The 22,806-nt window shown below is 71.0% G+C and carries 22 protein-coding genes and 1 pseudogene; 18 read left to right on the top strand and 5 right to left on the bottom strand.

The window, feature by feature from the left end:
- The first annotated feature begins 17 nt into the window (after positions 1 to 17).
- Complete coding sequence (locus tag Amac_RS03440; RefSeq protein WP_246268059.1) at positions 18 to 794, top strand: HNH endonuclease family protein; 777 nt, start codon at positions 18 to 20, stop codon at positions 792 to 794.
- Positions 795 to 836: 42 nt separating this feature from the next.
- Here Amac_RS03440 and Amac_RS03435 read toward each other — a convergent pair whose 3' ends face one another.
- On the bottom strand, positions 837 to 1,502 hold the full coding sequence (locus tag Amac_RS03435) for an MFS transporter (protein WP_218040860.1): 666 nt from the start codon (positions 1,500 to 1,502) through the stop codon (positions 837 to 839).
- A 30-nt stretch (positions 1,503 to 1,532) separates the two neighbouring features.
- Between Amac_RS03435 and Amac_RS03430 the strand changes: the two genes are divergently transcribed.
- Complete coding sequence (locus Amac_RS03430; protein ID WP_170322288.1) at positions 1,533 to 2,111, top strand: TetR/AcrR family transcriptional regulator; 579 nt, start codon at positions 1,533 to 1,535, stop codon at positions 2,109 to 2,111.
- 116 nt (positions 2,112 to 2,227) lie between these two features.
- On the opposite strand, the gene Amac_RS03425 is transcribed toward Amac_RS03430, so the two are convergent.
- The 3 genes from Amac_RS03425 to Amac_RS03415 all read right to left on the bottom strand — a co-directional run bounded on the left by Amac_RS03425 (position 2,228) and on the right by Amac_RS03415 (position 5,644).
- Complete coding sequence (locus Amac_RS03425) at positions 2,228 to 3,139, bottom strand: aminoglycoside phosphotransferase family protein (RefSeq protein ID WP_246268057.1); 912 nt, start codon at positions 3,137 to 3,139, stop codon at positions 2,228 to 2,230.
- Positions 3,140 to 3,339: 200 nt separating this feature from the next.
- On the bottom strand, positions 3,340 to 4,485 hold the full coding sequence (locus Amac_RS03420; protein WP_170322287.1) for an MFS transporter: 1,146 nt from the start codon (positions 4,483 to 4,485) through the stop codon (positions 3,340 to 3,342).
- 145 nt (positions 4,486 to 4,630) lie between these two features.
- Positions 4,631 to 5,644, bottom strand: a complete 1,014-nt coding sequence (locus Amac_RS03415; protein WP_155352817.1) for a helix-turn-helix transcriptional regulator — start codon at positions 5,642 to 5,644, stop codon at positions 4,631 to 4,633.
- Positions 5,645 to 5,705: 61 nt separating this feature from the next.
- On the opposite strand from Amac_RS03415, the gene Amac_RS03410 reads away from it, so the two are divergent.
- The 3 genes from Amac_RS03410 (at position 5,706) to Amac_RS03400 (ending at position 7,895) form a co-directional block, all read left to right on the top strand.
- Positions 5,706 to 6,293, top strand: a complete 588-nt coding sequence (locus Amac_RS03410) for a DinB family protein (protein WP_155352816.1) — start codon at positions 5,706 to 5,708, stop codon at positions 6,291 to 6,293.
- On the top strand, positions 6,290 to 6,751 hold the full coding sequence (locus Amac_RS03405) for a VOC family protein (protein ID WP_155352815.1): 462 nt from the start codon (positions 6,290 to 6,292) through the stop codon (positions 6,749 to 6,751). The genes Amac_RS03410 and Amac_RS03405 overlap by 4 nt, the downstream gene beginning before the upstream one ends.
- A 238-nt stretch (positions 6,752 to 6,989) precedes the next feature.
- On the top strand, positions 6,990 to 7,895 hold the full coding sequence (locus Amac_RS03400; RefSeq protein WP_155352814.1) for a hypothetical protein: 906 nt from the start codon (positions 6,990 to 6,992) through the stop codon (positions 7,893 to 7,895).
- A gap of 133 nt (positions 7,896 to 8,028) precedes the next feature.
- Here the strand turns inward: Amac_RS03400 and Amac_RS03395 are convergent, their stop codons facing one another.
- Complete coding sequence (locus Amac_RS03395; protein ID WP_155352813.1) at positions 8,029 to 9,156, bottom strand: serine hydrolase domain-containing protein; 1,128 nt, start codon at positions 9,154 to 9,156, stop codon at positions 8,029 to 8,031.
- Positions 9,157 to 9,306: 150 nt separating this feature from the next.
- Between Amac_RS03395 and Amac_RS03390 the strand changes: the two genes are divergently transcribed.
- From Amac_RS03390 to Amac_RS53485, 13 genes and pseudogenes are all read left to right on the top strand, one after another.
- Positions 9,307 to 9,777, top strand: a complete 471-nt coding sequence (locus tag Amac_RS03390; protein ID WP_155352812.1) for a DUF6917 domain-containing protein — start codon at positions 9,307 to 9,309, stop codon at positions 9,775 to 9,777.
- On the top strand, positions 9,774 to 10,472 hold the full coding sequence (locus Amac_RS03385) for a GntR family transcriptional regulator (RefSeq protein ID WP_155352811.1): 699 nt from the start codon (positions 9,774 to 9,776) through the stop codon (positions 10,470 to 10,472). The genes Amac_RS03390 and Amac_RS03385 overlap by 4 nt, the downstream gene beginning before the upstream one ends.
- A 101-nt stretch (positions 10,473 to 10,573) precedes the next feature.
- Positions 10,574 to 12,307 (top strand): thiamine pyrophosphate-binding protein, encoded by a 1,734-nt coding sequence (locus Amac_RS03380; RefSeq protein ID WP_155352810.1) that lies wholly within the window; start codon positions 10,574 to 10,576, stop codon positions 12,305 to 12,307.
- Positions 12,308 to 12,342: 35 nt separating this feature from the next.
- Positions 12,343 to 13,188, top strand: a complete 846-nt coding sequence (locus tag Amac_RS03375) for a sulfurtransferase (protein WP_155352991.1) — start codon at positions 12,343 to 12,345, stop codon at positions 13,186 to 13,188.
- A gap of 79 nt (positions 13,189 to 13,267) precedes the next feature.
- Positions 13,268 to 14,725 carry an ABC transporter substrate-binding protein gene (locus Amac_RS03370; protein WP_155352809.1) on the top strand — a complete coding sequence of 486 codons (1,458 nt, stop codon included), beginning with the start codon at positions 13,268 to 13,270 and terminating at the stop codon, positions 14,723 to 14,725.
- Positions 14,722 to 15,663 (top strand): carbohydrate ABC transporter permease, encoded by a 942-nt coding sequence (locus tag Amac_RS03365; RefSeq protein WP_155352808.1) that lies wholly within the window; start codon positions 14,722 to 14,724, stop codon positions 15,661 to 15,663. Before Amac_RS03370 ends, Amac_RS03365 begins: the two co-directional genes overlap by 4 nt.
- A complete protein-coding gene (locus tag Amac_RS03360; protein ID WP_155352807.1) occupies positions 15,663 to 16,580 on the top strand; it encodes a carbohydrate ABC transporter permease in 918 nt (305 codons plus the stop codon). The genes Amac_RS03365 and Amac_RS03360 overlap by 1 nt, the downstream gene beginning before the upstream one ends.
- 34 nt (positions 16,581 to 16,614) lie before the next feature.
- Positions 16,615 to 17,961 (top strand): NtaA/DmoA family FMN-dependent monooxygenase, encoded by a 1,347-nt coding sequence (locus Amac_RS03355; RefSeq protein ID WP_155352806.1) that lies wholly within the window; start codon positions 16,615 to 16,617, stop codon positions 17,959 to 17,961.
- 25 nt (positions 17,962 to 17,986) lie between these two features.
- Entirely contained in the window at positions 17,987 to 19,267 is a 1,281-nt protein-coding gene (locus Amac_RS03350) for an MFS transporter (RefSeq protein WP_155352805.1), read from the top strand.
- Positions 19,257 to 21,557, top strand: a complete 2,301-nt coding sequence (locus Amac_RS03345) for a molybdopterin-dependent oxidoreductase (RefSeq protein WP_155352804.1) — start codon at positions 19,257 to 19,259, stop codon at positions 21,555 to 21,557. The genes Amac_RS03350 and Amac_RS03345 overlap by 11 nt, the downstream gene beginning before the upstream one ends.
- Positions 21,554 to 22,099 carry an NADPH-dependent FMN reductase gene (locus Amac_RS03340; protein ID WP_155352803.1) on the top strand — a complete coding sequence of 182 codons (546 nt, stop codon included), beginning with the start codon at positions 21,554 to 21,556 and terminating at the stop codon, positions 22,097 to 22,099. Before Amac_RS03345 ends, Amac_RS03340 begins: the two co-directional genes overlap by 4 nt.
- Positions 22,096 to 22,608, top strand: coding sequence for a flavin reductase family protein (locus Amac_RS03335; protein WP_155352802.1), 513 nt, complete (start codon positions 22,096 to 22,098; stop codon positions 22,606 to 22,608). Before Amac_RS03340 ends, Amac_RS03335 begins: the two co-directional genes overlap by 4 nt.
- A pseudogene (locus tag Amac_RS53485) lies at positions 22,605 to 22,806 on the top strand (MBL fold metallo-hydrolase); the annotation flags it as partial. The gene Amac_RS03335 and the pseudogene Amac_RS53485, both read left to right, overlap by 4 nt.

The raw sequence follows: 22,806 nt of genomic DNA, 5'->3' as shown, positions 1-22,806 counted from the left end.
GACCAGAGGGAGACCTCGTGACAATCACCAAGCGGATCGCCTTCCTGCTGTTCGCATGCGCCGCCACAAGCTGGCTCGTGGTCGCCACCCGACAGTCCGCCACGCGAACCCCCGACGCCCGACGCCCAGCACCCGCGATCACACCGAGCGTTTCCCCGGTCGGCGTGAGCGCGAACCCTCTGCACAACCCGGACGGGACCAGGCCAGGACTGGTTCCCATCACCTCACGCGCGGACCGGGCGAAGTCCGTCGAATTAATCAAGAAGCTGGGGGTCATGGAGCCCTACTCCCTATGGGGCTACACACGCTCCTGGTTCGGCGAGAATTGGGCGGACACCGCGATAGACGTCCCCTATGCGAAGAACGGATGTCGTACCCGCGATGACTTGCTCGCCCGGGACGGAGAAGACCTGAAATTCCGTCCCGGATCGCGCTGTGAAGTCGTCGCGATGAAACTCTCGGACCCCTACACCGGCAAGACGATCGAGTGGCGCAAGCAGGACGCGGGCCAGGTGCAGGTCGATCACGTGGTGCCCCTGTCGTACGAATGGCGGATGGGCGCCTGGGAGTGGCCGGAAGACAAGCGGGTACGGATCGCCAACGACCCCCTCAACCTGATGCCCGTCTACGGCCCCATCAACGAGGCCAAGGGCGGCGCCGGCCCGGCATCCTGGCTCCCGCCGGTACAGAAGATCCGCTGCGCCTACGTCACCCGTTTCGCCCAGGTCGCCGCGAAGTACGACCTTCGTGTTACCGAGCAAGACAAGACCGCCATGCTCGCTCAATGCCTCTAAGCGGTCGCCGCCGCGCAGGACCTGCTGCGCGGCGGCGTCACATCAGCGTGTGCCGGCTCGCCCGGGTGTCAGGATGGCGGCCACGAGGGCCGCGACACCCGCGGCGACCGCGGCGAGGATGAAGCCGTCAGTGAACCCGGAGAGCGCGTCCCCGGTGATGCCGGCCGCCGCGACGCTGGAGATGACCGCGGCTCCGATGGAGGCGCCGAACTCGTGGAAGGTGCTGACGATGCCGGAGGCGATACCGGATTCGTGCGGGGCCACCTGGCCGAGAGCGGTCGCCGAGGCGACGACGAACATCGCGCCGGCCCCGGCGGCCGCCACCGCGGTGCCCGCCACGACGGTCACGGGGTGCATCGACAGGGCGGGCACGGCCATGCCGATCGCGGTGGTGAGCAGTCCGGCCACGGCGAGCCGGCGCGCTCCGGCCCTGGCTATGGCCCGGCCGGTGAGGTTGGCCCCGAGCATCGTCCCCACCGCGACCGGGAGGAACAGCAGGCCGGTCTGGAGGGCGCCGAAGCCCCGCGCGTGCTGGAAGTAGAAGGTGCCGAGGAAGAACACCGCGATCATCAGCGCCGTCGCCATCAGGATGAGGAACGTGCCGGTGGCCACCGGGCGCCGTACCAGCAGGGTGAGGTCCATCAGAGGCGACCTGGCGGTCTTCTGCCTGATCACGAACGCCAGGTAGCCCAGCACGGCCGCCGGCACGAGCCACCCGGTCGTGGCGGTGAGCCACCCGTGGTCTCCAGCGCGCGTGATCGCGTAGATCAAGACGCCGAACGCAGCATCGCCCGCATCGTCTCCGCGGCACGCGAGACCCTGAGCGGTGATCCGAACGCGAGCGTCGACGACATCGCCAAGGCCGCCGGAGTGGGCCGGATGACGCTCTACGGCCACTTCCGCACCCGGGCGGAACTAGTCGAGGCCGCCCTGGCCGACGCGATGCGCGCCGGTGACGAGGTGCTGTCAGCCGTCGATCTCACCGGGGACGCGCAGGACGCGCTGGCCCGGTTGCTCGACTCCAGCTGGTCCCTCGTGGCCGAATCCATGGCGTTGCTGACGGCGGCCCAGGGAACTCTTCCCCCCGGACGCGTCCTCCAGCTGCACGCCGCCCCCGCGCAGCGTGTCGAAGAGCTCATCCGCCGTGGCCAGAACGAAGCCGCGTTCCGCACCGACCTGCCGATCACCTGGCTGGTCAGTGCCGTGCACTACATCCTGAAAGGCGCCGCGGAGGAGAACCGCGCCGGGCGGTTGAAGACAGAGGATGTTCGCCCGCGTCGTCATCGCGACAGTGCAGTCGCTCCTGTCGCCTCCTGACCGGACCGCCACGGATCGAGGTGGCACGAACCTTTAGGCCCTCAGGCACCAGGTACGGGCGCTCCAGAGCAGCCACCGAGAACCACCAACCCGACGTTGGCCTGGTGCCCCCGGGGTCAGTTGGCGCGATCGTGGTCGGCCAGGACTTCATCGATGACGCGGCGGTTGCCCGCGGCTCGCTTCTCGTCCTTGTCGATGTCCTCGGCCAGGGTGATCAGGGCCTTCCACAGGGCCCAGCCGCGAGCCCGCGCCCACATGGCGGGATCCTGACCGACAGCGCCGCGGAAGGTCTCCCGGCTCTCGCCTGAGAACATCGTCCACGCGATCACCAGATCGCAGGCGGGATCGCCGACACCTGATGTCCCGAAGTCGATGACGGCAGCCAGCTTTCCGTTCCTGACCAGCAGATTGCCGCTCGCGAAGTCGCCGTGGAACCACACCGGCGGCCCGGACCAGGCCGCCTCGAGGGCGGCGTCCCACACGGCCAAGGCCCGGGTGGTGTCGATGCGGCCGTCCAGCAGGGCGAGGGAGCGGCGTGTGTCATCGTCGTAGTGGGCCGGTGACACACCCCGATAGAAGCTGTGCGCGCCCGCCGGCGGCCCGCCAGTAGCGTCAATGCGCTGCAGGGCGAGAAGGAAGTCGGCAACCGAGGCCGCGAATTCCGACAGGTCGTCGATGCGGTCAACGCTCGCGGTCTCGCCGTCCAGCCAACCGCGGATCGACCAGCTGAACAGGTACCCCTCGCCCGGTGCCCCTTTCGCCAGAGGCGCGGGAATGGCAACCGGCAACGACGGTGCGAGAACCGGCAGCCATCGATGTTCCTTGTCGACCGCTGGGGCATAGCCGGCGGCAGTGGGAAGACGCGCCGACATCTCGGCACCGAGCCGGTAGGTGCGGTTGTCCCACCCGTCGACCTCGACCGGTGTCACGGGAAGGGCGCTCCACTGCGGGAACTGGGTTGCGACCAGCCGCTTCACCAGCCCCGCATCGATGCCGGCGCGCCCATCGATGTGCAGGTTCTCAACCACCCCGAGAGTGTGTCGGCCACTCCCGCTGCCCCGCAAAGGGTTTTCGGCGTCCATCGAAGGTGGACGCTGTCATGTGTGAGGGGATGAGGAGCTCACGCCACCGGCCGAACTGGACCCGGCCTTCCGCACGGCGGTGGGGACGGGAGTGGAGGCGGTACGGGCCCTGGCGTGACAGCGGAGACTCCAGCTCGCCGTAACTGTCAGGCCGTAGTAGCAGCCGTGGCGCGGCGCAGTGCGAACGGCACGAGCAGGAACGCCACGCCCGCGGCCAGGAAGGCGCCCGCCCCGGCGGTGCCCACGGCACCGGCGGCCAGTGCGGCCAGCGGTGGGACGGCGGGCTGCGCCAGGCCCCACGACGATCCCTGGAAGGCGAACCAGCGAGGTCGTTCCCGCTCCGGCGCGGCATCGGCGATCATCGACTGCCAGCGGCCGAGCAGCACGCCGTTGACCGCGGTGCCGGCCAGGTAGGCGGCGATGGTGAGTTGCGCGCTGGTGGTCGAAGCCATGACCAGCGCCAGCACTCCAAGCAGCACCGTGCCGACGCCGAGGATCACCCGGTGCATGCGTCCGGCCAGCAGCCGCCGGGCCGCCCACAGGGCCAGCGGGGCCAGCACGGCCGCGCCCGCCAGCGTCAGACCGGGGACCCACGCGGCCACGCCACGCTCCAGCAGCGCCAGCGGCAGGTACATCATCACCGCCAGGTAACCGACCGCGAACGCGGTGCTGGCCACTGTCAGCCGCAGCAGGGCCGCCGGTGGCCGCCAGCGCCCACCCGGCCGGGCGCGGCGCGCGGCTCGCCGGCCCTCGCCGGCTTCGCGCGGCAGGAACGCCATCGCCACGGCGGCCGCCGCCAGGCAGGTGAGCGCGTCGGCGGCCACCAGCCAGCGCACCCCCAGTGGCAGCAACACTGCGGCCAGCAGTCCCGCGACCGCTCCGGCCGCCGATAACACCACGCCCATCACCGCGTACGTCGCATGGCGCTGCTCGCCCGAACTCGCCCGCGCCAGCAGCTCCTGGGCCGCCGGCTCATACAGCTCGAAGGCCAGTCCGACCAGCGCGATCGCGATCAGCACCTGCGCCGGCCCGTGCGCCGGCGCAAGCCCGAACAGCGCCACGCCGGTTGCGGCCAGCCCGCCGGCCAGCACGCCGCGGGGTGAGCAGCGATCCAGCAGGAACGCCCCCGCCCAGCGCGACGCCAGCGCCGTCAGCCCGAACAGGGCCAGCGCCGCCGCGGCCAGATCCGGCCCGGCCAGCACCGCCAGGAACGACAGCGCATAGGCGCCGAGCTGGTTGAGGATCCGCACCCACACCAGCGTCCTGGCCGCCGCGGGCAGTGATCTGAACAATTGGTTCCCCTCGACGCCCGGCAAAGCGTCATGCTCGCACACGCCACCGACAGAACCGGCAGGCCTGCGCCTGGCCGGTGACGCCACGTGAGGGCGCATCGCCCGCACGGTCCACCCGCAGGCGTGTGCCATGCACGAGATCCGGTCAGGGTTCCACTGCTGGGCTGTCTTGCACCGATGAGATCGTCGCGCCGGCCGACAGCAGTCTCTCCGCCAGCGCGCGGCAGCGACTCCCGAGCTCCGGAGGGTCGAGCACCTCGAAGTCGTGCCCCAGCAGGAGCACGTGCATGAGCACGAAGTCGAGGCTGGCGGCGCCGCTGAGCACCTCGCAGCGCTCGCTTCCGCGCGGTCGTACGACGGCCGCCGACGCCGGAATCTGCGCGCGCACCGTGCCGGCCGGCGCGTGCACGAGGAAGCGCGCCTGGTGCGGGTAGACCCGGCTCGCCACCCCCTCCTGCACGTACGTCGCCGCGTCGGGCGCCGCGCGCGGGCGGAAACGGCGGGTCCGTGCGGACACATCGGTCATCCGGTCGACGCGGAAGCTGCGCCAGTCGTCGCGATCGAGGTCGTAGGCGAACAGGTACCAGCGCCGGTCGGAGGCGACCAGGCGGTAGGGCTCGACTGACCGCCGCCGCACCTCGTTCCCGGAGCTCCCGGACGGGTAGTCGAAGCCGGCCTCGACCTCGTCGCGGCAGGCTCTGGCCAGCGTCATGAGCACCTTGGGGTCGACCGGCGTGCGGCCTCCGCCGAAGGACTCCACCGAGCCGGAGAGCGCCCGCACCTCGTGCCGCAGCCGGGTGGGCAGCACCCGGTCGAGTTTGGTCAGCGCCCGGAGCGCGGCGTCGCCGGTGCCGGCGACCGCGCCACCCGCGCCAGCCAGCAGCGAGACCGCGGTGGCGATCGCCTCCTCGTCGTCGAGCAGCAGCGGCGGCAGGTCCTGCCCCGGGCCGAGCTGGTAGCCGCCGCCGACACCCTGGCTGGCATGCACCGGATAGCCGAGCGTGCGCAGCCGCTCGACATCGCGCCGTACGGTGCGCGGCGTGACCCCGAGCCGGTCGGCGAGCTCGGGGCCGGTCCAGACCCGGCGCTGCTGCAGCAGCCCGAGCAGGGTGAGCACCCGCTCCGTCGTACCCCGCTCGTCACCGCCTGCCACGACCACGTCTCCACTCTGCCAGAGATAGCGGACCGATCCTGTCCGCTAGGGGTGCCAGAGTGGCTCCATGGACGCAGACGAACTCGACTGGAACCGGACGCTGCGCAAGCAGTGGGAATTCCACTGGAACCATCAGCTCCGAGCCCGGCTCGACGGCCTCACCGACGAGGAGTACTTCTGGTCGCCGGTGCCGGACGCCTGGAGCGTGCGGCCGCGCGGCAGCTCGACGGCGCCTGTGCAGGTCGGCGCGGGGGACTTCACGATGGACTACGCCTTCCCCGAGCCGGTTCCCGCGGCCTTCACCACGATCGCCTGGCGACTGGGTCACGTCATCGTCGGCGTGCTCGCGGCGCGCAACGCGGCGCACTTCGGCGCGCCGGCGGCGTCGTACGAGACCTGGGAGTACGCCGGAGGCGCGGCCACCGCGCTCGACCAGCTGGAGGCCCAGCTCGACCTCTGGCTGGCCGGGGTGCGCGGCCTCGGCGAGGCCGGGCTCCGGGTCCCGATCGGCGCGAAGGAGCCCTACCCCGAGGCGCCCATGGCCGATCTGGTGCTGCACATCCACCGCGAGCTGATCCACCACCTGTCCGAGGTCTGCCTGCTGCGCGACCTCTACCTGCACACGAAACCCGCGACGAACGGAGCAACCCGATGAGCCGCCACATCCAGGTCACCTTCGACGCCCACGACCCGCGGGCGCTGTCGTTCTTCTGGCGCGACGTCCTGGGCTACGTCCACCCCGGCCCGCCCGGAGTCGACCTGCCCGAGGGCGCCGACCCGCTGGCCGCGTGGGACGACTTCCTCGCGCGGGTCGGCGTGCCGGAGGATCAGCGCAACACGAGATCGGCCATCGAGGACCCGGACGGGCACGGCCCGCGGCTGTTCTTCCAGCAGGTGCCGGAGGACAAGGTCGCCAAGAACCGCGTCCACCTCGACGTCCGCGCGGCTCCCGGACTGCGGGGGGAGGAGCGGATGGCGGCGCTGGAGGCCGAGTGCGACCGGCTCGTCGCGCTGGGAGCGACGCGGCTACGCCGCGACGAGCCCGAGCCCCCGATGAGCGCCGGCTTCATCGTGATGGCCGACCCCGAGGGCAACGAGTTCTGCCTGGACTGACGCGGCTCGCCGATCTTCGACACGCCGCCCGGGGCCGCCCTCGGACGTCTTCAGCTGGACGGAGGAGCTCAGCCGCCCGGCTGGATCAAGCCCGACTCGTACGCGGCGATGACCGCCTGTTCCGGCACATTGAACCGCGAGGGGCGGCTATCCGTGTTGTGCTACGGACACGTCCGATCCGATCTCAGCGAAGGCTGTGGTAAAGGTGATTGCAGGCTTATTCAGGAGGCTGTCCGTCGTGGCCGCCTCGGTGATTGTTCTCTGCGGCGGCTCGCTGGCGGGCCTCCCTTCCACCGCGTACGGGCTCAGCGCCGGGACGCTCGACAGCCTGTCGATCTCCCCGGGCACGGTCGTCGCGGGCACCCCGGCGCAGGGCACGGTGACGCTGGCGGCCGCCGTCGACCAGGACACGGTGGTGACCCTGTCCAGCACCAATACCGGTGTCGTCAGGGTCCCGGGCTCGGTGACCATCCCGGCCGGGGCCCTCAGCGCGGACTTCACCGTGACGACCGTCCCCTTCACCGGCCCGGGCGATTTCGCGTGCGTCAACGGCACGGCGGGCGGGATCACCCAGGTGGACTGTCTCAACGTCAACCCGGTCCCTTCCGGCCCGGTCCTGTCCTCGGTGACGTTCAGCCCGGCGACCGTCGCCGGAGGCAGCCCGGCCACCGGCACGGTCCGGTTCGCCTCCGTGACCGATGGCGCGGTGGTCACACTGTCCAGCAGCAACCCGGCCGTGGTCAGTGTCCCCGCCGAGACGGTCGTGAGCGGCGGCCAGTCGTCCGGCGCCTTCCCCGTGACCACCACCTCCGTCAGCGCCGGCACCACGGTGACCGTCACCGCCACCGCCTTCGGCGTCACTCGCACCGGCACGCTGACCGTCGTCCCCGCTACCACGCCCCCGGTCTCTGACGTGGTCCGGATCAAGCGCGCTGAGTGGAAGGGCCGCCTCCTGCGCATCGAGGCCACCAGCACCAACCCCAACGCCATTCTCAGCGTCTACCTGACCTCGTCCGACTCCTTCATGTTCACGCTCACCAACCTCGGCGGTGGCCGCTACGCGGACCAGCGGGGCTGGGTCTTCAACCCCCAGCGCATCACCGTCAAGAGCAACTTCGGCGGGTCGGCCACCGCCTCCACGTGACGCCAGGCAACCGAGGCCTCGCCGGGGATGTCCCGGCGAGGCCTCGGAGGCTGCCCCGCATCAATCTCGACGGCAACACCATCGAAGGCACCCGGATCGTCGTGGTCCCAGGCACCCGACATGGTCAACATCCCTACGGTCCGGTGACCGCCGGGATGAGGGAGTTCTGGATGAACTCCCTCGAGTTGATCTCGATGTTGTCGTGACCGTCCGCCGTGTATTCGGTCGTGGTGAACACGATGTCGAGGGAGGGGATGACGTACAAGAACTGGCCGCCGTGGCCCCAGCCGAAGTACATTTTGTGCCCCGACACGGTCTGGTTCCACCAGCCCTGGGAGTAGCTGAATGTGTCATCGACCTGCCACAGGGTGGTCGTCGCGTCCGTGATCGCCCAGGTCGGCACGAGCTGGGTGCCCTTCCAGACACCGTTCTGCAGATAGAGCAGGCCGAACTTCGCCAACTCACGGGGCGTCATGTACAGGTTGTAGCCACCCGCGAATATCGCCTGCGGATCCCGTCCCCAGTGCTCCGGGGTGATCTCCAGCGGGGTGAACAGGTTCGTGTCGGCGAACGCACACGTGCTCATGCCCGTCGCTGCCTGCAGCACACCCGACAGGACATGAGTGTTGCCGGTGCTGTACGTGAATCGCGTCCCCGGCGTGCTCTGGAACCCCTGCGAGAGGGCCGCCCCGACCCAATCCGACCGCATCCGGATCTTGTATTCCGTGCTGTCCTCCTCCCACCGGAGGCCGGAGGCCATCGAGATCAGGTTCCGGAGACTGATCTGCGCACCGTTCGGGTACCGCGGGAGGTACTTCGAGACCTTGTCGTCGAGGCTCGTGATGTACCCCTTCTGGACGGCGATCGCAAGGAGCGCCTGGATCATGCCCTTCGACGCGGAGTGCACATTGTTGCTCCTGAAGCGCGTGCTTCCGTTGTAGTACGACTCCGTGACGATCTTGCCGTGCCGGATGACGATCGCACTGAGGATGGACTTGTTCGCCCGCAGGCTGTTCAGCCCGCTGGTCAGCGCCCTGGAGTTCATCCCCTGTGCCTCAGGGATCGAGAACTGCCAGTCAGCCGTGTCGTCCCGGCTGTCGGTGTAGCTCGGGTTGCTCTCGTACCAGCCGCTTCCCGTTCGTCGCCAGATGGTGTCGCAGTCCACGGTGGTGTTCACCGGCTGCAGACCTGACGACGAGACGGCCAGCGCTGTCACGGCGACGACCAGCATCCGCGTCGAGCGTCTCGTACGCGATCTCACGTGGAATCCACCCGCCCCGCCCCGGCCGCCTGCCGATTGCTTTCGGTCCAAGTATGAACATGTTTCGGCTTGTTTCGGCTGTGGTTTGGGCCTTGACAGGGGCTGATGCGCGACTTAGCGTCTTGCAACATGAGAGATCAGATCCGAGATATGAGATCTCAGGATCCATACACCCAGGGGCGAGTGACGCCGGACGCGTTCGCCCGGAAGGCGCCCGTTCTTGGGGCCCTCGTGGCGGTGATGGACCTGGCCCTTGAGGGGCGTGAGCTGGTGCTGGAGAGCTATCTGACCCGCGTTTTCCGGGCCGGTGACGTCTGCGAGCTGATCCTCAGCAACGATTCGGACCGGGGGCCAGGCGACCGGGTTCCCGATGCCACCTACCTCGGGTTCGTGCGCATCGACACCGCGGGTCTGCTCGTGGTGGGTGATCGGGTGCTGGTCCGGGGCGCGCCAGTCGCCACCCTGATCGGCTTCGACGGAACCCACCTGCCGAACCACTACAACGTGGTGCTCTACAGCGAACGGCCCCGCACCGGCGTGGCCGCCGGCTTTCAGGTTCATGACGGTGTGGAGTTTCTGCCCGCCGTCCGGCCGGATCAGAGTGAGGATGGGACTTCGTGAGCGCACTGCAACCTCTCGGCAGCACCCAGAAGCGGATCATCGAGCGGGCCTATGAGGCCATCAAGCACGCCATCCAGACCATGGCACTCGCCCCAGGCGAGGCACTGGTGGAGAGCCGTCTCGCCGCGGACCTGCAGATCAGCAAGACGCCGATCCGGGAGGCCCTGGTCCGGCTGGCCCAGACCGGCCTGGTGGTCAGCACGCCCTACAAGGGCTACTTCGTCGCCTCGCTGACCCTGGCCGACACGGAGTCCATCATGAACATCCGAGCCGTGCTTGAGGGTCTGGCGGCCCGGCAGGCATGCGAGCGGGCGTCGTCCGAGGACCTCGCGAGCATCGAGGAACTCCTCGTCCAGGCGCGGGATCGCGCGCGGGACGGCGACTGGGCGCACGTGGCCGAGGCCGGGCACGCGATCCACACCGCCATCCACCGGCTCAGCGGCGACGAGCGGCTGGAGAACATGATCCAGGTGCTCAACGACCAGTTCGACCGGGTACGTCTGCTCTCGGCTCAGGTGCCGGGCCGGCTCCCTCACTCCATCGACGAGCACGCGGCCATCGTCGCCGCGGTGCGTGACCGGGACGCCGTCCTGGCGGAGCAGTTGATGCGCAACCACCTGCTCAACGTGCTCGACGACGTCCGGCAGTCCGCGAAGTTCCTTGCCGAGGCGGCTCCCGAGCCCCTGAACCACTGAATCACTACTGAACCAAAGTTCCACCGGCCACCGTGACCCCGCTGGGGTCCACGGTCCGGTCGACGCTGCCCGCGAACCGGGCGCGAGTTGGAGATGACGGTATGACCCTGTTTGCAGGCAGCGGTGCCGAGATCCTGTGCGAGGCGCTGCATCGATGCGGAGCCAGCACGCTCTTCGGCGTACCCGGCGACACCGGCGTGACCTTCTATGACGCCCTGGCCCGCCGGGCGGATCTGACCCATGTGCTGATGAACGACGAGCGGGGCGCGGTGTTCGCCGCCGACGCCTACGCCCGGCGGCTCAACCGTCCGGGCGTGGTGGAGGTGTCCAGCGGCGGCGGGGCCACGTTCGCCGTCGGCGGACTTGGCGAGTCGTACGCCGCCTCGGTGCCGTTGGTCGTGATCAGCTCGGACATCCACCGGGGAAGCCGGGGCACCGGGGCACTGACCGAGACCGATCAGGTCGCGCTCTTCTCCGGCGTGACCAAGGCCCAGCGCCTGGTGGAGCGGGCGGCGGACATCCCGGCCGCGCTCACCGACGCGTTCGAGGAGGCGGTGCGCGGCCGGCCGGGCCCGGTCGCGGTCATCGTCCCGGAGGATGTGCTGGACGAGACCGCGCGGGTCGCCGTGCCGGAGCGCGCCGTCACGGCGCCGCACCCCGGACCGGACGCGGCGACACTCGTACCCATCGCGAGGGTCATCGACGGAGCCGAGCGACCGGTGATCGTCGCGGGCGGCGGGGTGCACCTGGCCGCGGCCCATGCCGCGCTGAGCGCGCTGGCCGGGCGGGCCGGCATCGCGGTGGCGACCAGCATCCACGGCAAGGGCGCGATCGACGAGACCGACCCGATGAGCCTCGGCGTGGTCGGCGCCAACGGCGGCCGGGACTACGCCACCGGCTTCGTGGCCGACGCCGACGTGGTGCTGCTGGTCGGCACCCGGGCCAACGCCACGAACACCGACAGCTTCCGAGCGCCGCCCAGGACCGGCGCCGTGGTGATCTACGTCGACGTGGAGTCGCCGGGCCGGGCGGGCCGCAACTATCCCGGCGCCACCGGGTTGACCGGCGACGCCCGGGAGGTTCTCACCGCACTCGACCGGCTGGTCCAGGCCAACCCGGCCCGGCACGCGCGGATCGCCGGCTGGGTGGCCCAGGAGCGGGCGGAGTGGGACCGGGCGGCCGACAAGCGCCCCGATCCGTCGCCCGCGCTGGACCCGCTGCGAGTCATCCAGCGGGTGCACGCGATGGTCCCGGACGGCGCCACGGTGGTGGCGGATTGCGGCACGCCGACACCGTATCTGGCCGCGGCGTGGACCCAGTCGAGCGCCGGGCGGCGGCTGCTGCTGCCGCGGGGCCACGGTCCGATGGGATACGCGCATCCCGGCGGGGTGGGCGCGGCGTACGCCGAGGCGGAGCGGCCGGAGGCCGGAAACACCGCCGTGCCGGTGATCGTCTTCACGACCGACGGCAGCATGCTGATGGCCGCCGGGGCGCTGGAGTCGGCCGCGCGCAGCGGATTACCCATCATCTACGTGCAGTTCTCCAACGGATCGCTCGGCTGGATCAAGGCGCTCCAGGCGTTTTACCACGAAGAGCGGTTCTTCCAGACCCAGCTCTCCGCGTACGACGCGGTGGCGGTGGCGGGCGGGTTCGGCGTGCCGGCCCGGCGGGCGCGCGATCTCGACGAGTTCGCCGAACTGTTCGCCGAGGCGATGGCGTCCGGCGGGCCGTGCTTCATCGACGTGCCCGTGCCCGACGAGCACGACTGCCTGCCGCCCGTCTCCTCCTGGCACCGGGCGGTGACCGGGACGGAGACGGCCCGGCCGGTGTATTGAACGCGCGGCCGGTAACGAAAGGCGGGACCGTGAAGATGACCGAAGCGCCGTTGATCTCGGCGGCCGAGCTGAGGCAGGCGCTGGGCGGGCCGGCTGCGCCGGTGGTGCTCGACATCCGGTGGCGGCTCGGCGGACCGAGCGGGGCCGAGGAGTACGCCGCCGGGCACATCCCCGGCGCGGTCTACCTCGACCTGGACCGGGAACTGGCCGGGCCGGTGCTCCCGGGCACGGGCCGGCACCCGCTGCCCGACCTTGCCACGCTGGAACAGACGCTACGCCGGGCCGGTGTGCACAACGGCACCCCCCTGGTCGTCTACGACGACGCCGCAGGGCTCAGCGCCGCTCGTGCGTGGTGGCTGCTGCGCTGGTCGGGGCTGCCCGACGTGCGCCTGCTCGACGGCGGGCTGGCGGCCTGGACCGCGGCCGGTGGCGAGCTGACCGCGCGCACACCCGATCCCCCCGCCGGGAGTGTGACACTCACCCCCGGGGCGCTGCCGACCCTCACCGCGGGCCAGGCCGCCGCACTGGCCAGAACGGGCATCCTGCTCGACGCGCGGGCCGCGGAACGGTATCGCGGGGAAGTGGAACCGGTCGACCCGGTGGCCGGGCACATCCCCGGCGCGATCAGCGCCCCGACCACCGCCAACCTCGCACCGGACGGGCGGATGCTGCCGGCCCGGCAGCTGTCGGACCGGTTCGCCGCCCTCGGCGTCGATCGATCCCGCCCGGTCGGCGTCTACTGCGGCAGCGGGGTCACCGCGGCGCACCAGGTGCTTGCCCTGGTCGTCGCCGGGATCGACGCCGCCCTCTACCCGGGCTCCTGGTCGGAGTGGGTGACCGACCCACACCGGCCAGTGATCACCGGACCTGATCCGGGCTGACCTGTCAGCCGTGCTCCTTCTCCTCCCTCGTACACCCCCCTCCCTCACCCGAGGTCTGCTTGCAATGTAGGAGACGCCCATGTCAGCAATCGGCGATGAGATACGCAAGATCAACCTATGGGAGCGGCAGCTCCGCTCCGGCTCGATGAGCCGCCGGACCTTCCTCACCCTCGCCGCCAGCACCTCCACCACCGCGTTGCTCGCCTCCTGCGCCGGCGGGGCCGCCACCCCCGCCACGCGCGGCACGAAAGTGATCCCGTTCTACACCAACGAGAACGACCCGAAGACGCTGGCGTTCTACAAGGCCGTCATCACCGAGTTCACCGCGGCGCACCCCGGCGTGACCGTCACGCTGAACTCCTGGGACGGCACCGTGCCGACCACGCTGACCAGCCTGCGCTCCAAGACCGACCTCGGCGTGTTCAACATCGCCACGGTGTCCGCGATCCCGGAATGGGCCAAGGCGGGCTATCTGCTGCCGCTGACCGACCTGGTCCAGCAGATAGGTCAGGACGACTTCATGCCCGGCACCAGGATCGGCTGGAAGGGCGATGACTACGCGGTGCCGTACCAGGCCAACTCCTCGCTGCTCTACTACCGCAAGGACCTGCTGGACAAGTACGGCTTCACGGCGCCGAAGTCGTACGACGAACTGCTGCACATCGTCTCGGAGCTCAACGGGAAGGACGGCCTGATCGGCCTCGCCACGGTCGCCGGCGAGGGCAACCTGATCCCGAAGCAGTTCCTCACCCCGTACGTCTACCAGTCCGGGTGGGACTGGTTCGGGCCGGACGGCTCGGTCACCTTCGGCGAACCCGAGGTGCTCGACGGCGTCAAGCGCTACATCGAGCTGCTGCGGCACACCCAGGCCAGTCTCTACAACGGCGGTTACGCCGACCTCACCTCGGCGTACGTCTCGGGCCGCGCCGTCTTCGCCACCTTCCCTGGCCGGCTCGGCGTGAACGCGGCCGCCCAGGCGCCCGCGGTCGCCGCGGGCACCGGGGTGATCGGCGTGCCGGCCGGGCCGTTCGAGACCGGCAAGCTGCACCACGGCACGATCACCGTCTACGGGATCTACGCCGGCACCGCCGCGCCCGCCGAGGCGAAGGCCTTCCTGAAGGCCCTGACCACCGGGAAGAACGCGCTGACCATGGCGCTGACCGTGCCCGGCCACACGCTGCCGGCGCTGAAATCGGTCGCGGCCGAGGTGACCAAGGCGGCGGAGTCGGCGACGGACGGGTACCTGGCCCAGCATCGGGATCTGGTGCGCGTCTTTCTGGAGCGAGTGGACACCGCCATGGACCCGGCGCTGAGCATGGGCGCGGTGCACGACCACACGTTCAAGGGCCGGATCGCGAACGTGGCGCCATGGGCTGGCCAGATCTGGTCGGGCTCCACCATCGACCGGACGCTCGTGCAGAACGTGCTCATCAAGGGCAACGACGTCACCCAGGAGTGGCGCGCCGCGACCGAGGCCATGACCACGATCGTGGCGGCTTGGCGCAAGGACAATCCGACCTGGGAGCCGGGGGGATGACCGCCGCGCCCGCCACCCTGGTCCGGCGGCTGGTCACGGTCGCCGGCTGGAATGACCGGCCCGGAGCACCCGCCGCGAGCGGCGGGCCGGGCCCTAAGCGGCGCCGCCCACGTGGAGCGTTCCGGCTCGGCCAGTACGCCGCCCTGGCGGTCATCCTGGCCATGGTCGACCTCCCGCTGCTCTGGATGGTGCTGACGTCCGTCCGGCCGGACCAGGACATCGTCCAGTACCCGCCGCAGCTCGTGCCGCGGTCCCTGACCCTGGACAACTTCCGCACCCTGTTCGCCGACGGCGCGTTCACCCGCTACCTGGTCAACAGCGGCCTGCTGGCCGTCGGCTCGACCGTGGTGACGCTCGTCCTCGGGGTGTTCGCCGCGTACGCGGTGGCCCGGTTCGGGCGGCGGTTCCGCATCGCCCGCTGGTTCGGGGAACTGTCCCTGCTGGCGTACCTGATCCCCGGCATCCTGCTGCTGGTGCCGATCGCCCAGCTCGTCAACGGCGCCGGCCTGGCCAACCAGCCTCCGGTCCTGATCGTGCTGTACGCGGCGCACATGCTGCCGTTCGCGATCTGGGTGCTGCGGTCGTACTTCCGGGGCGAGACGGTCGACCTGGAGGAGGCGGCCATGGTGGACGGCTGCTCCAGGTTCGGCGCGCTGCGCCGGGTGGTGCTCCCGCAGGCGCTGCCCGGACTCGTCTCCACCGGGGTGTTCGTCTTCAACATGGCCTGGAGCGAGTACATGTTCGCGGCCACCTTCCTGACCGAGCAGTCGAAGCTGACCCTCAGCGTCGGGGTGAGCAACCTGCTCGACGAGACCGGGGTCAACTCCTGGGGTCTGATCATGGCGGCCGGCGTGGTCACCGTGCTGCCGCCGCTGATCCTGTACGTGCTGGCCCAGCGCCGGCTGGTGGAGGGCTTGGGCGAGGGGGCGGTGCGCTGATGACGGTCGCGTCGAAGCGGGCACCGCGATCGGCCGCCGGGCTGTCCGACCGCGCGCTGGCCGGGCTGCTGCTGCTCGCGCCCGCCCTCGTCCTGCTGGTCCTGGTGGCGTACCCGAGCGCGCTGGCCGTGCTCAGCAGCCTGTTCCACGTGGACTTCGTGACCGGCGCCCGGCGCTCGCCGGGTGGCGCCAACTACCTGACCGTGTTCACCGATCCGGCGATCCGGGCGGCCACCTGGCGCACCATCGCGTGGAGCGTGGGAAACCTGGCCATCCAGGTGGTCGCCGGGGTGGCCTGCGCCTTGGTGCTCAACGCGGGACTGCGCGGCCAGACGCTGGCCCGCGGGCTGGTGCTCTTCCCGTACATGGTGCCGGCCGTGGTCGCCACGCTGATCTTCCGTTACCTCTTCAACGATGTCACCGGCCTGGTGAACTACCTGTCGCAACAGGTGGGCCTGATCGACCAGCCGGTCAACTTCCTCGGCGACCCGGACACCGTCCTGCCCACGCTGATCCTCGTCAACTGCTGGAAGTACACCCCGTTCATCACCCTGATCGTGCTGGCCCGGCTGCAGACCGTACCGCGCAGCCTGTACGACGCCGCCCGGCTCGACGGCGCCGGCCGCCTCGCCCTGTTCCGGTCGATCACCCTGCCCTGGATCGCCCCCTCCCTGCTGGCCGCCGCGCTCCTGCGCACCATCTGGACGGCCTACGACTTCGACCTGCCCTACCTGCTCGCCTACGGCGGCCCGGTGGACGCCTCCACCACGCTGGCGATCCAGATCCGCAAGGTGGCCTTCGACCAGCAGGACATCGGGCTGGCGTCGGCACTGTCGGTCTGCTTCGCGATCCTGCTGGTCGCCGCGGCGGTTCCCTACGTCCGCTCCTTCCGCCGCAGCGAGCAGTGGATGCGTTGAGCAGCACGTTTCCCCCTGAAAGGAAGGCCGAGCGATGAGCGCCCGGAAAATGCACCTCGCCGCCTATGTTTTCGTCCCCTCCAGCCACTTCGTCGGAATGTGGCAGCACCCCTTCACCCAGACCAACTTCACCGACCGGGCACTGTACGAGAACCTGGCCCGCACCCTGGAACAGGGACGCTTCGACCTGGCGTTCATGCCCGACCAGCTCGGCATCCCCGGCACCTACGAGGACTCCTTCCGCTCGGTGCTCACCCGGGGCGCCCGCGGGGTGATTCATTTCGACCCCACCCTGGTCCTGCAGGCCATGGCCGGGGTCACCAACCGGCTCGGCCTGGCCGGCACGCTCTCGACGACGTTCTACCCGCCGTACCACCTGGCCCGGCTGCTGGGCAGCCTGGACCTGCTCAGCGGCGGGCGGGCGGCGTGGAACATCGTCACCACGGCCGACCCCGCCGCGGCGGCCAACTTCGGGCACACCGAGATGCCCGGCCACGACGAACGGTACGAGATCGCCGACGAGGTGCTGGAGGCCACCTCCGCGCTCTGGTCGTCCTGGGACCCGGACGCCATGGTCATGGACCGGGAGCGCGGGGTGTTCATCGAGCCGGACAAGGTGCACCGGGTCGACTACCAAGGGCAGTACGTCCAGGTGCGCGGGCCGCTGACCCTTCCGCCCAGCCCGCAGGGCCGCCCGGTGTTCATGCAGGCCGGCGCCTCCGACCGGGGGCGGGACTTCGCGGCCCGCTGGGCCGAGGTGGTGTTCCTGATCCAGAACAACCCCGACGACATGCGCGCCGTCCGGGCCGACATCCGCGCCCGCGCCGAGAAGCTGGGCCGCGACCCCGACGGCCTGAAGTTCCTGCCGGCCGTGCAGGTCATCCTCGGCGAGACGGCCGGGGTCGCCCGGGAGCGGCAGCGGGCGATGGAGGCCATGGTCGACCCGGCGCTCGCCATCGGGCTCTTCTCCGAACTGGTCAAGGCCGACCTGTCGAGCCTGCCGCCGGAGATGAACTACCGGGACGCGCTCCAGGAGACCGCGTACCAGGGCACGGCGGCGCGGGGCAGCGCCCAGATGGTGCTCAAGGCGATCGACCGCGACGACCTGTCCCTGGCCGAGGCGGCGACGCTGTACTCGACCAGCCATTTCTCCCCGCAACTCGTCGGCTCGCCGGTCGACGTCGCCGACCGGTTGCAGGAGATGTTCGAGTCCGAGGCCTGCGACGGGTTCGTCATCACCCCGATCCACCTGCCCGGCAGTTTCGAGGAGTTCGTCCGCGGCGTGATCCCCGAACTGCAGCGCCGATCGCTGTTCCGCACCGAGTACGAGGGCAGCACGCTACGTGACGTGCTCAACCTCGGGCCGCTGCGCCGAGCGTGAGCGCCGGGGAATTGGAGCGGGCGCGATGACCCGGACCGCCGAACACGCGAGGCGCGGGGAATGGTTCTCCCCGGACGGCCGCCGAATCCTGGCCGCCCGGCTGCTGCGCACGTTCGGCTTCGGCTACCTGGCGGTGGTGCTGGCCGCCTATCTCGCCGCCCTGGGCAAGAGCCCGATCGAGGTCGGGGCGGTGCTGACCACGACGATCGCGGGCACCGCGACGGCGACGGTGCTCTCCTCGCTGTGGGCCGACCGGCTGGGGCGGCGGCGCACCCTGGTGGCCCTGTCGGTGCTGATGACCGCCGGCGGCCTGATCTTCGCCGCCGGCGACGCGCTGTGGCTGCTGCTGCTCGGGGCCTTCACCGGGGCGATGAGCGTCAGCGGCTCCGACATCGGCCCGGCGAACACGATCGATCAGGCGATACTGCCGCAGACGACGACCGACGCGCGGCGCACCCGGCTGTTCTCCTACTACACCATGGCCGGGAACCTGGCCGCCGCGGTCGGCGCGCTCTTCGCCGGCACGGTCGCGTTCTTCGCCCGGCTCGGCCTGGACGGCGCGGACGCCTACCGGCCGCTGTTCGTCGTGTACGCGCTGATCGGGGTCGGCAACGCCCTGCTGCTCGGCCGGCTCACGGCCGCGGTGGAGGTGCCGGCGGCGGACGCCGAGGAACCCGCCCGGCCGCCCGGGTTCCTCGGCGTGCACCGCTCCCGCTCCATCGTGGTCCGGCTCTCCCTGCTGTACGGGCTGGACTCCTTCGCCGGAGGGTTCACGGTGCAGTCGCTGGTCGCCTACTGGTTCACCCTGCGCTGGCACCTGTCGCCGGAGGCGCTGGGCGCGCTGTTCTTCGCCGACGGGCTGCTCTCCGGGGCGTCCCTGCTGGTCGCCGGGCGGCTGGCCGAACGCTTCGGTCTCCTGCGCACCATGGTCTTCACCCAGTTGCCGTCCAACCTGCTGCTCATCCTGCTGCCCCTGGCGCCCTCCACCGGCCTGGCCATGGCGGTCTTCCTGGCCCGCTCCTCGATCTCCCAGATGGACATCCCGACCCGGCAGTCGTACAACATGGCGATCGTCGAGCCGGACGAGCGCACCGCCACCGCGGGGATCACCAATGTCGCGCGGACCGCCGCCGGGGCCGCCGCCCCGCTGCTCTCCGGATACGCCTACAGCATCGCCGCGCTGGGCGCCCCGTTCTTCTTCGCCGGCGCGCTCAAGGTCGTCTACAACGTGCTGATCTACCGCGCCTTCCGGCACATCCACCCGCCCGAGGAACGCCTGCGACGGGAGGCCGGCGATGCCGGATGAATTGAGCTGGCGGCCGCACAGCTCGCACTGGGGCGCGTTCGCGGCCGCGCGGGACGGCTCGCTGGTCCGGGTGCGGCCGCACCCCGGCGACCCGCAGCCCTCGCCACTGCTCGGCAACGTCGCCGGGGCGAGCCAGCGCACCGCCCGGGTAGGGCGTCCGCTGGTCCGCCGGGGCTGGCTGGAGCGCGGCCCGGGACCGGACCCGGCCCGGGGCGGCGCCGAGTTCGTCGCGGTGAGCTGGGCCGAGGCGCTGGACCTGGTCGCCGGCGAACTGTCGCGGGTACGGGCCGCGCACGGCCCTGGGGCGATCTTCGGCGGATCGTACGGCTGGGGCAGCGCGGGCCGGTTCCACCACGCGCAGAGCCAGGTGCACCGGTTCCTGAACGGGCTGGGCGGCTACGTCCGCTCGGTGGAGACCTACAGCCTGGGCGCGTCCCGCATCCTGCTGCGGCACGTGCTCGGCTCGGACGAACTGCTGGAGCAGCCCACCACCTGGCCGGTGCTGGCCGAGCACACCGAACTGTTCGTGTGCTTCGGCGGCATGCCGGCGAAGAACACGTCGGTCAACGCCGGCGGCGCCAGCCGGCATCAGGTGCCGGACCGGCTGCGCGCGGCCCACCGGCGCGGGGCCCGCTTCATCCTGTTCAGCCCGATCAGCGATGACCTCGCCGACGATCTCGATCCGGTCTGGCAGCCGGTCCGGCCCGGCACCGACACCGCGGTCCTGCTCGCCCTGGCGTACGTGCTGGTCCGCGACGGCAGCTACGACCGGGACTTCGTGGCCCGATACTGCGCCGGCTTCGACGAGTTCCACCGCTACCTCACCGGCCGCACCGACGGGCAGCCCAAAACCCCGTCCTGGGCGGAAGAGATATCCGGGGTTCCCGCCTCGTTCCTGACCGGCCTCGCCCACGAGATGGCGAGCCACCGCACGCTCGTATCGGTGAGCTGGTCCCTGCAACGCGCCCGGCACGGCGAACAGCCGGTGTGGGCGGGCGTGGCGCTGGCCGCGCTGCTCGGCCAGATCGGGCTGCCCGGCGGCGGGTTCGGCCACGGATACGGCGCGGTGGCGGGGGCCGGCGCGGGCCGGCTCGAATTCCCGCTGCCCACGCTGCCGCAGGGGAGCAACCCGGTGCCGGAGTTCATCCCGGTGGCCAGGATCGCCGACATGCTGCTGCACCCCGGCACGTCGTACGACTTCGACGGGCACCGGCTGACCTACCCGGACATCCGCCTGGTGTACTGGTGCGGCGGCAACCCGTTCCACCACCACCAGGACCTGACCCGGTTGCGCCGCGCGTTCGCCCGGCCGGACACCGTGATCGTGCACGAGCCGTTCCGCACCGCGACCGCACGGCACGCCGACATCGTGCTGCCGTCCACCACCACGCTCGAACGCAACGACCTCGGCGCCGCCGGCAACGACGACCTGCTCATCGCCATGCGACAGGTGCTCGCCCCGTTCGGGCAGTCCCGCAACGACTATGACATCTTCACCGACCTGGCCGAGCGGCTCGGCTTCGGCCCGGAATTCAGCCAGGGACGCGATGAGACCGGCTGGTTACGCGCGCTGTACGAGCAGTGGCGCGGCCGCCATGCCGGCTGGGCGCCGGCGTTCGAGGACTTCTGGGCGGCGGGCGAGCTGCCGCTGCGCGCGGACACGCCGCGGCGCACGTTCCTCGCCGGCTATCGGGCCGACCCGGATCGCGCGCCGTTGCGCACGCCGAGCGGACGGATCGAGCTGTACTCGGCGACGATCGCCGGGTACGGCTACGACGACTGCCCGGGCCACCCGAGCTGGCTGGAGCCGGAGGAGTGGCACGGGTCCGCCAAGGCGGCCCGGCTGCCGCTGGTGCTGGTGGCGAACAACCCGGCGAGCCGGCTGCACAGCCAGCTCGATCACGGCGAGTACAGCCGGTCCACGAAGGTGCGGGGCCGGGAGCCGGCGCGAATGCACCCGGACGACGCCGCCGGCCGGGGGCTCCGCGACGGCGACGTGATCCGGATCTTCAACGACCGGGGGAGCTGCCTGGCCGGGCTGGTGGTCACCGACCGGGTGATGCCGGGGGTGGTGCAGCTCTCCACCGGCGCCTGGTTCGACCCCGTGCCCACCGCGGACGGCACGCTGATGTGCGTCCACGGCAACCCGAACGTCCTGACCAGGGACATCGGCACGTCCCGGCTCACCCAGGGCTGCGCGGGCCAGCTCACGCTGGTCGACGTGGCCCGCTTCGACGGCCCGCTCCCGCCGGTCCGTGCCTTCGACGAGTGGCCCGAGGGGGCGCCGTGAACACCGTCGTCCTGGTCGGGAACCCGAAGCCCGCCTCCCGTACCCTCGCCGCCGCCCGCCTGGTGGCCCAGCTGCTGACCGGCTCGCCGCCCGACGCGGTGGTGGACGTGGTCGGCCTGGGAGCCGAGCTGCTGCGCCCCGGCGGCCCCGCGGTGGCGGCGGCGATCCGGACGGTACGGGCGGCCACCCTCGCCGTGGTGGCCAGCCCCACCTACAAGGCGAGCTACACCGGCCTGCTGAAGCTCTTCCTGGACCAGCTGCCGCCGGACGGACTGCGCGGGGTGGCCGCGGTGCCGATGATGCTCGGCGCCGGGCCGGACCACGCGCTCGCGCCGGAACTCCTGCTCAAGCCCGTTCTGGTGGAACTCGGCGCGACCTGCCCCACGCGCGGGCTGTACGTGCTCGACCACCGGTACGACGACCCCCTCGCCATCGAGCCCTGGCTCGGGCCGGCCCGGGACCAACTGCTCCGCCTGCTCGAACCCGGGCGCGGCCCAGCTCCTGGCACCGCGCTGCCAACAGACACGGAGGTGAAATCGTGACAGCGGTACCCCACATCGAGGTGACCACCCACACGTTCCGCAACGTGCTAGGGCTCTTCTGCTCCGGACTCACGATAGTGACGGCCGAAACCGCGGACGGCCCGGTGGGCTTCACCTGCCAGTCGTTCTTCAGCGTCTCCCTCGACCCGCCCCTGGTGGCGTTCTCCGCCGCGAAGACGTCCACCAGCTACGCGCGGATCAGGCACGCCGACAGCTTCTGCATCAACATCCTGCGCGACGGCCAGGAGGCGCTGTGCCAGACGTTCGCGCGCAGCGGGACCGACAAGTGGGCCCAGGTGAGCTGGCGGCCCGGCCCCGCGGGCACCCCGGTGATCGACGGCGTGCTGGCCTGGATCGAGTGCCGGACCCAGGCGGAGTACGAGGCGGGCGACCACTACCTCACCCTCGGACGGGTGGTGGCGCTGGCCGGACAGCCCGACAAGTGCCCGCTGCTGTACTACCGAGGCTCCTACGCGCAGATCGAGCGCGCCGATGGGGAGTGCGCGTGACCCGGCCCGCGGTCGCCGTCCTCGACACGCCTTCCCTGGGCGATCGGAGCTACCTGGTGCACGACGGGCGGACCGGATTCGTGGTCGACCCGCAGCGTGACATCGACCGGATGCTCGCCGTGGCGGACCAGGCGAAGGTCGAGATCACCCACGTCTTCGAAACCCACCTGCACAACGACTACGTGACCGGCGGGTACG

The sequence above is a fragment of the Acrocarpospora macrocephala genome (assembly GCF_009687865.1).
In the GTDB taxonomy this organism is placed as follows: Bacteria; Actinomycetota; Actinomycetes; order Streptosporangiales; family Streptosporangiaceae; genus Acrocarpospora; species Acrocarpospora macrocephala.
This window is presented reverse-complemented; position numbering and strand designations above follow the sequence as displayed.

Bases quoted from the DNA above. Each gene is read 5' to 3' on its own strand.
- Amac_RS03410 (WP_155352816.1), top strand. From the start codon at position 5,706: ATGGACGCAGACGAACTCGACTGGAACCGGACGCTGCGCAAGCAGTGG.
- Amac_RS03405 (WP_155352815.1), top strand. From the start codon at position 6,290: ATGAGCCGCCACATCCAGGTCACCTTCGACGCCCACGACCCGCGGGCG.
- Amac_RS03390 (WP_155352812.1), top strand. From the start codon at position 9,307: ATGAGATCTCAGGATCCATACACCCAGGGGCGAGTGACGCCGGACGCG.
- Amac_RS03380 (WP_155352810.1), top strand. From the start codon at position 10,574: ATGACCCTGTTTGCAGGCAGCGGTGCCGAGATCCTGTGCGAGGCGCTG.
- Amac_RS03375 (WP_155352991.1), top strand. From the start codon at position 12,343: ATGACCGAAGCGCCGTTGATCTCGGCGGCCGAGCTGAGGCAGGCGCTG.
- Amac_RS03370 (WP_155352809.1), top strand. From the start codon at position 13,268: ATGTCAGCAATCGGCGATGAGATACGCAAGATCAACCTATGGGAGCGG.
- Amac_RS03365 (WP_155352808.1), top strand. From the start codon at position 14,722: ATGACCGCCGCGCCCGCCACCCTGGTCCGGCGGCTGGTCACGGTCGCC.
- Amac_RS03360 (WP_155352807.1), top strand. From the start codon at position 15,663: ATGACGGTCGCGTCGAAGCGGGCACCGCGATCGGCCGCCGGGCTGTCC.
- Amac_RS03355 (WP_155352806.1), top strand. From the start codon at position 16,615: ATGAGCGCCCGGAAAATGCACCTCGCCGCCTATGTTTTCGTCCCCTCC.
- Amac_RS03350 (WP_155352805.1), top strand. From the start codon at position 17,987: ATGACCCGGACCGCCGAACACGCGAGGCGCGGGGAATGGTTCTCCCCG.
- Amac_RS03345 (WP_155352804.1), top strand. From the start codon at position 19,257: ATGCCGGATGAATTGAGCTGGCGGCCGCACAGCTCGCACTGGGGCGCG.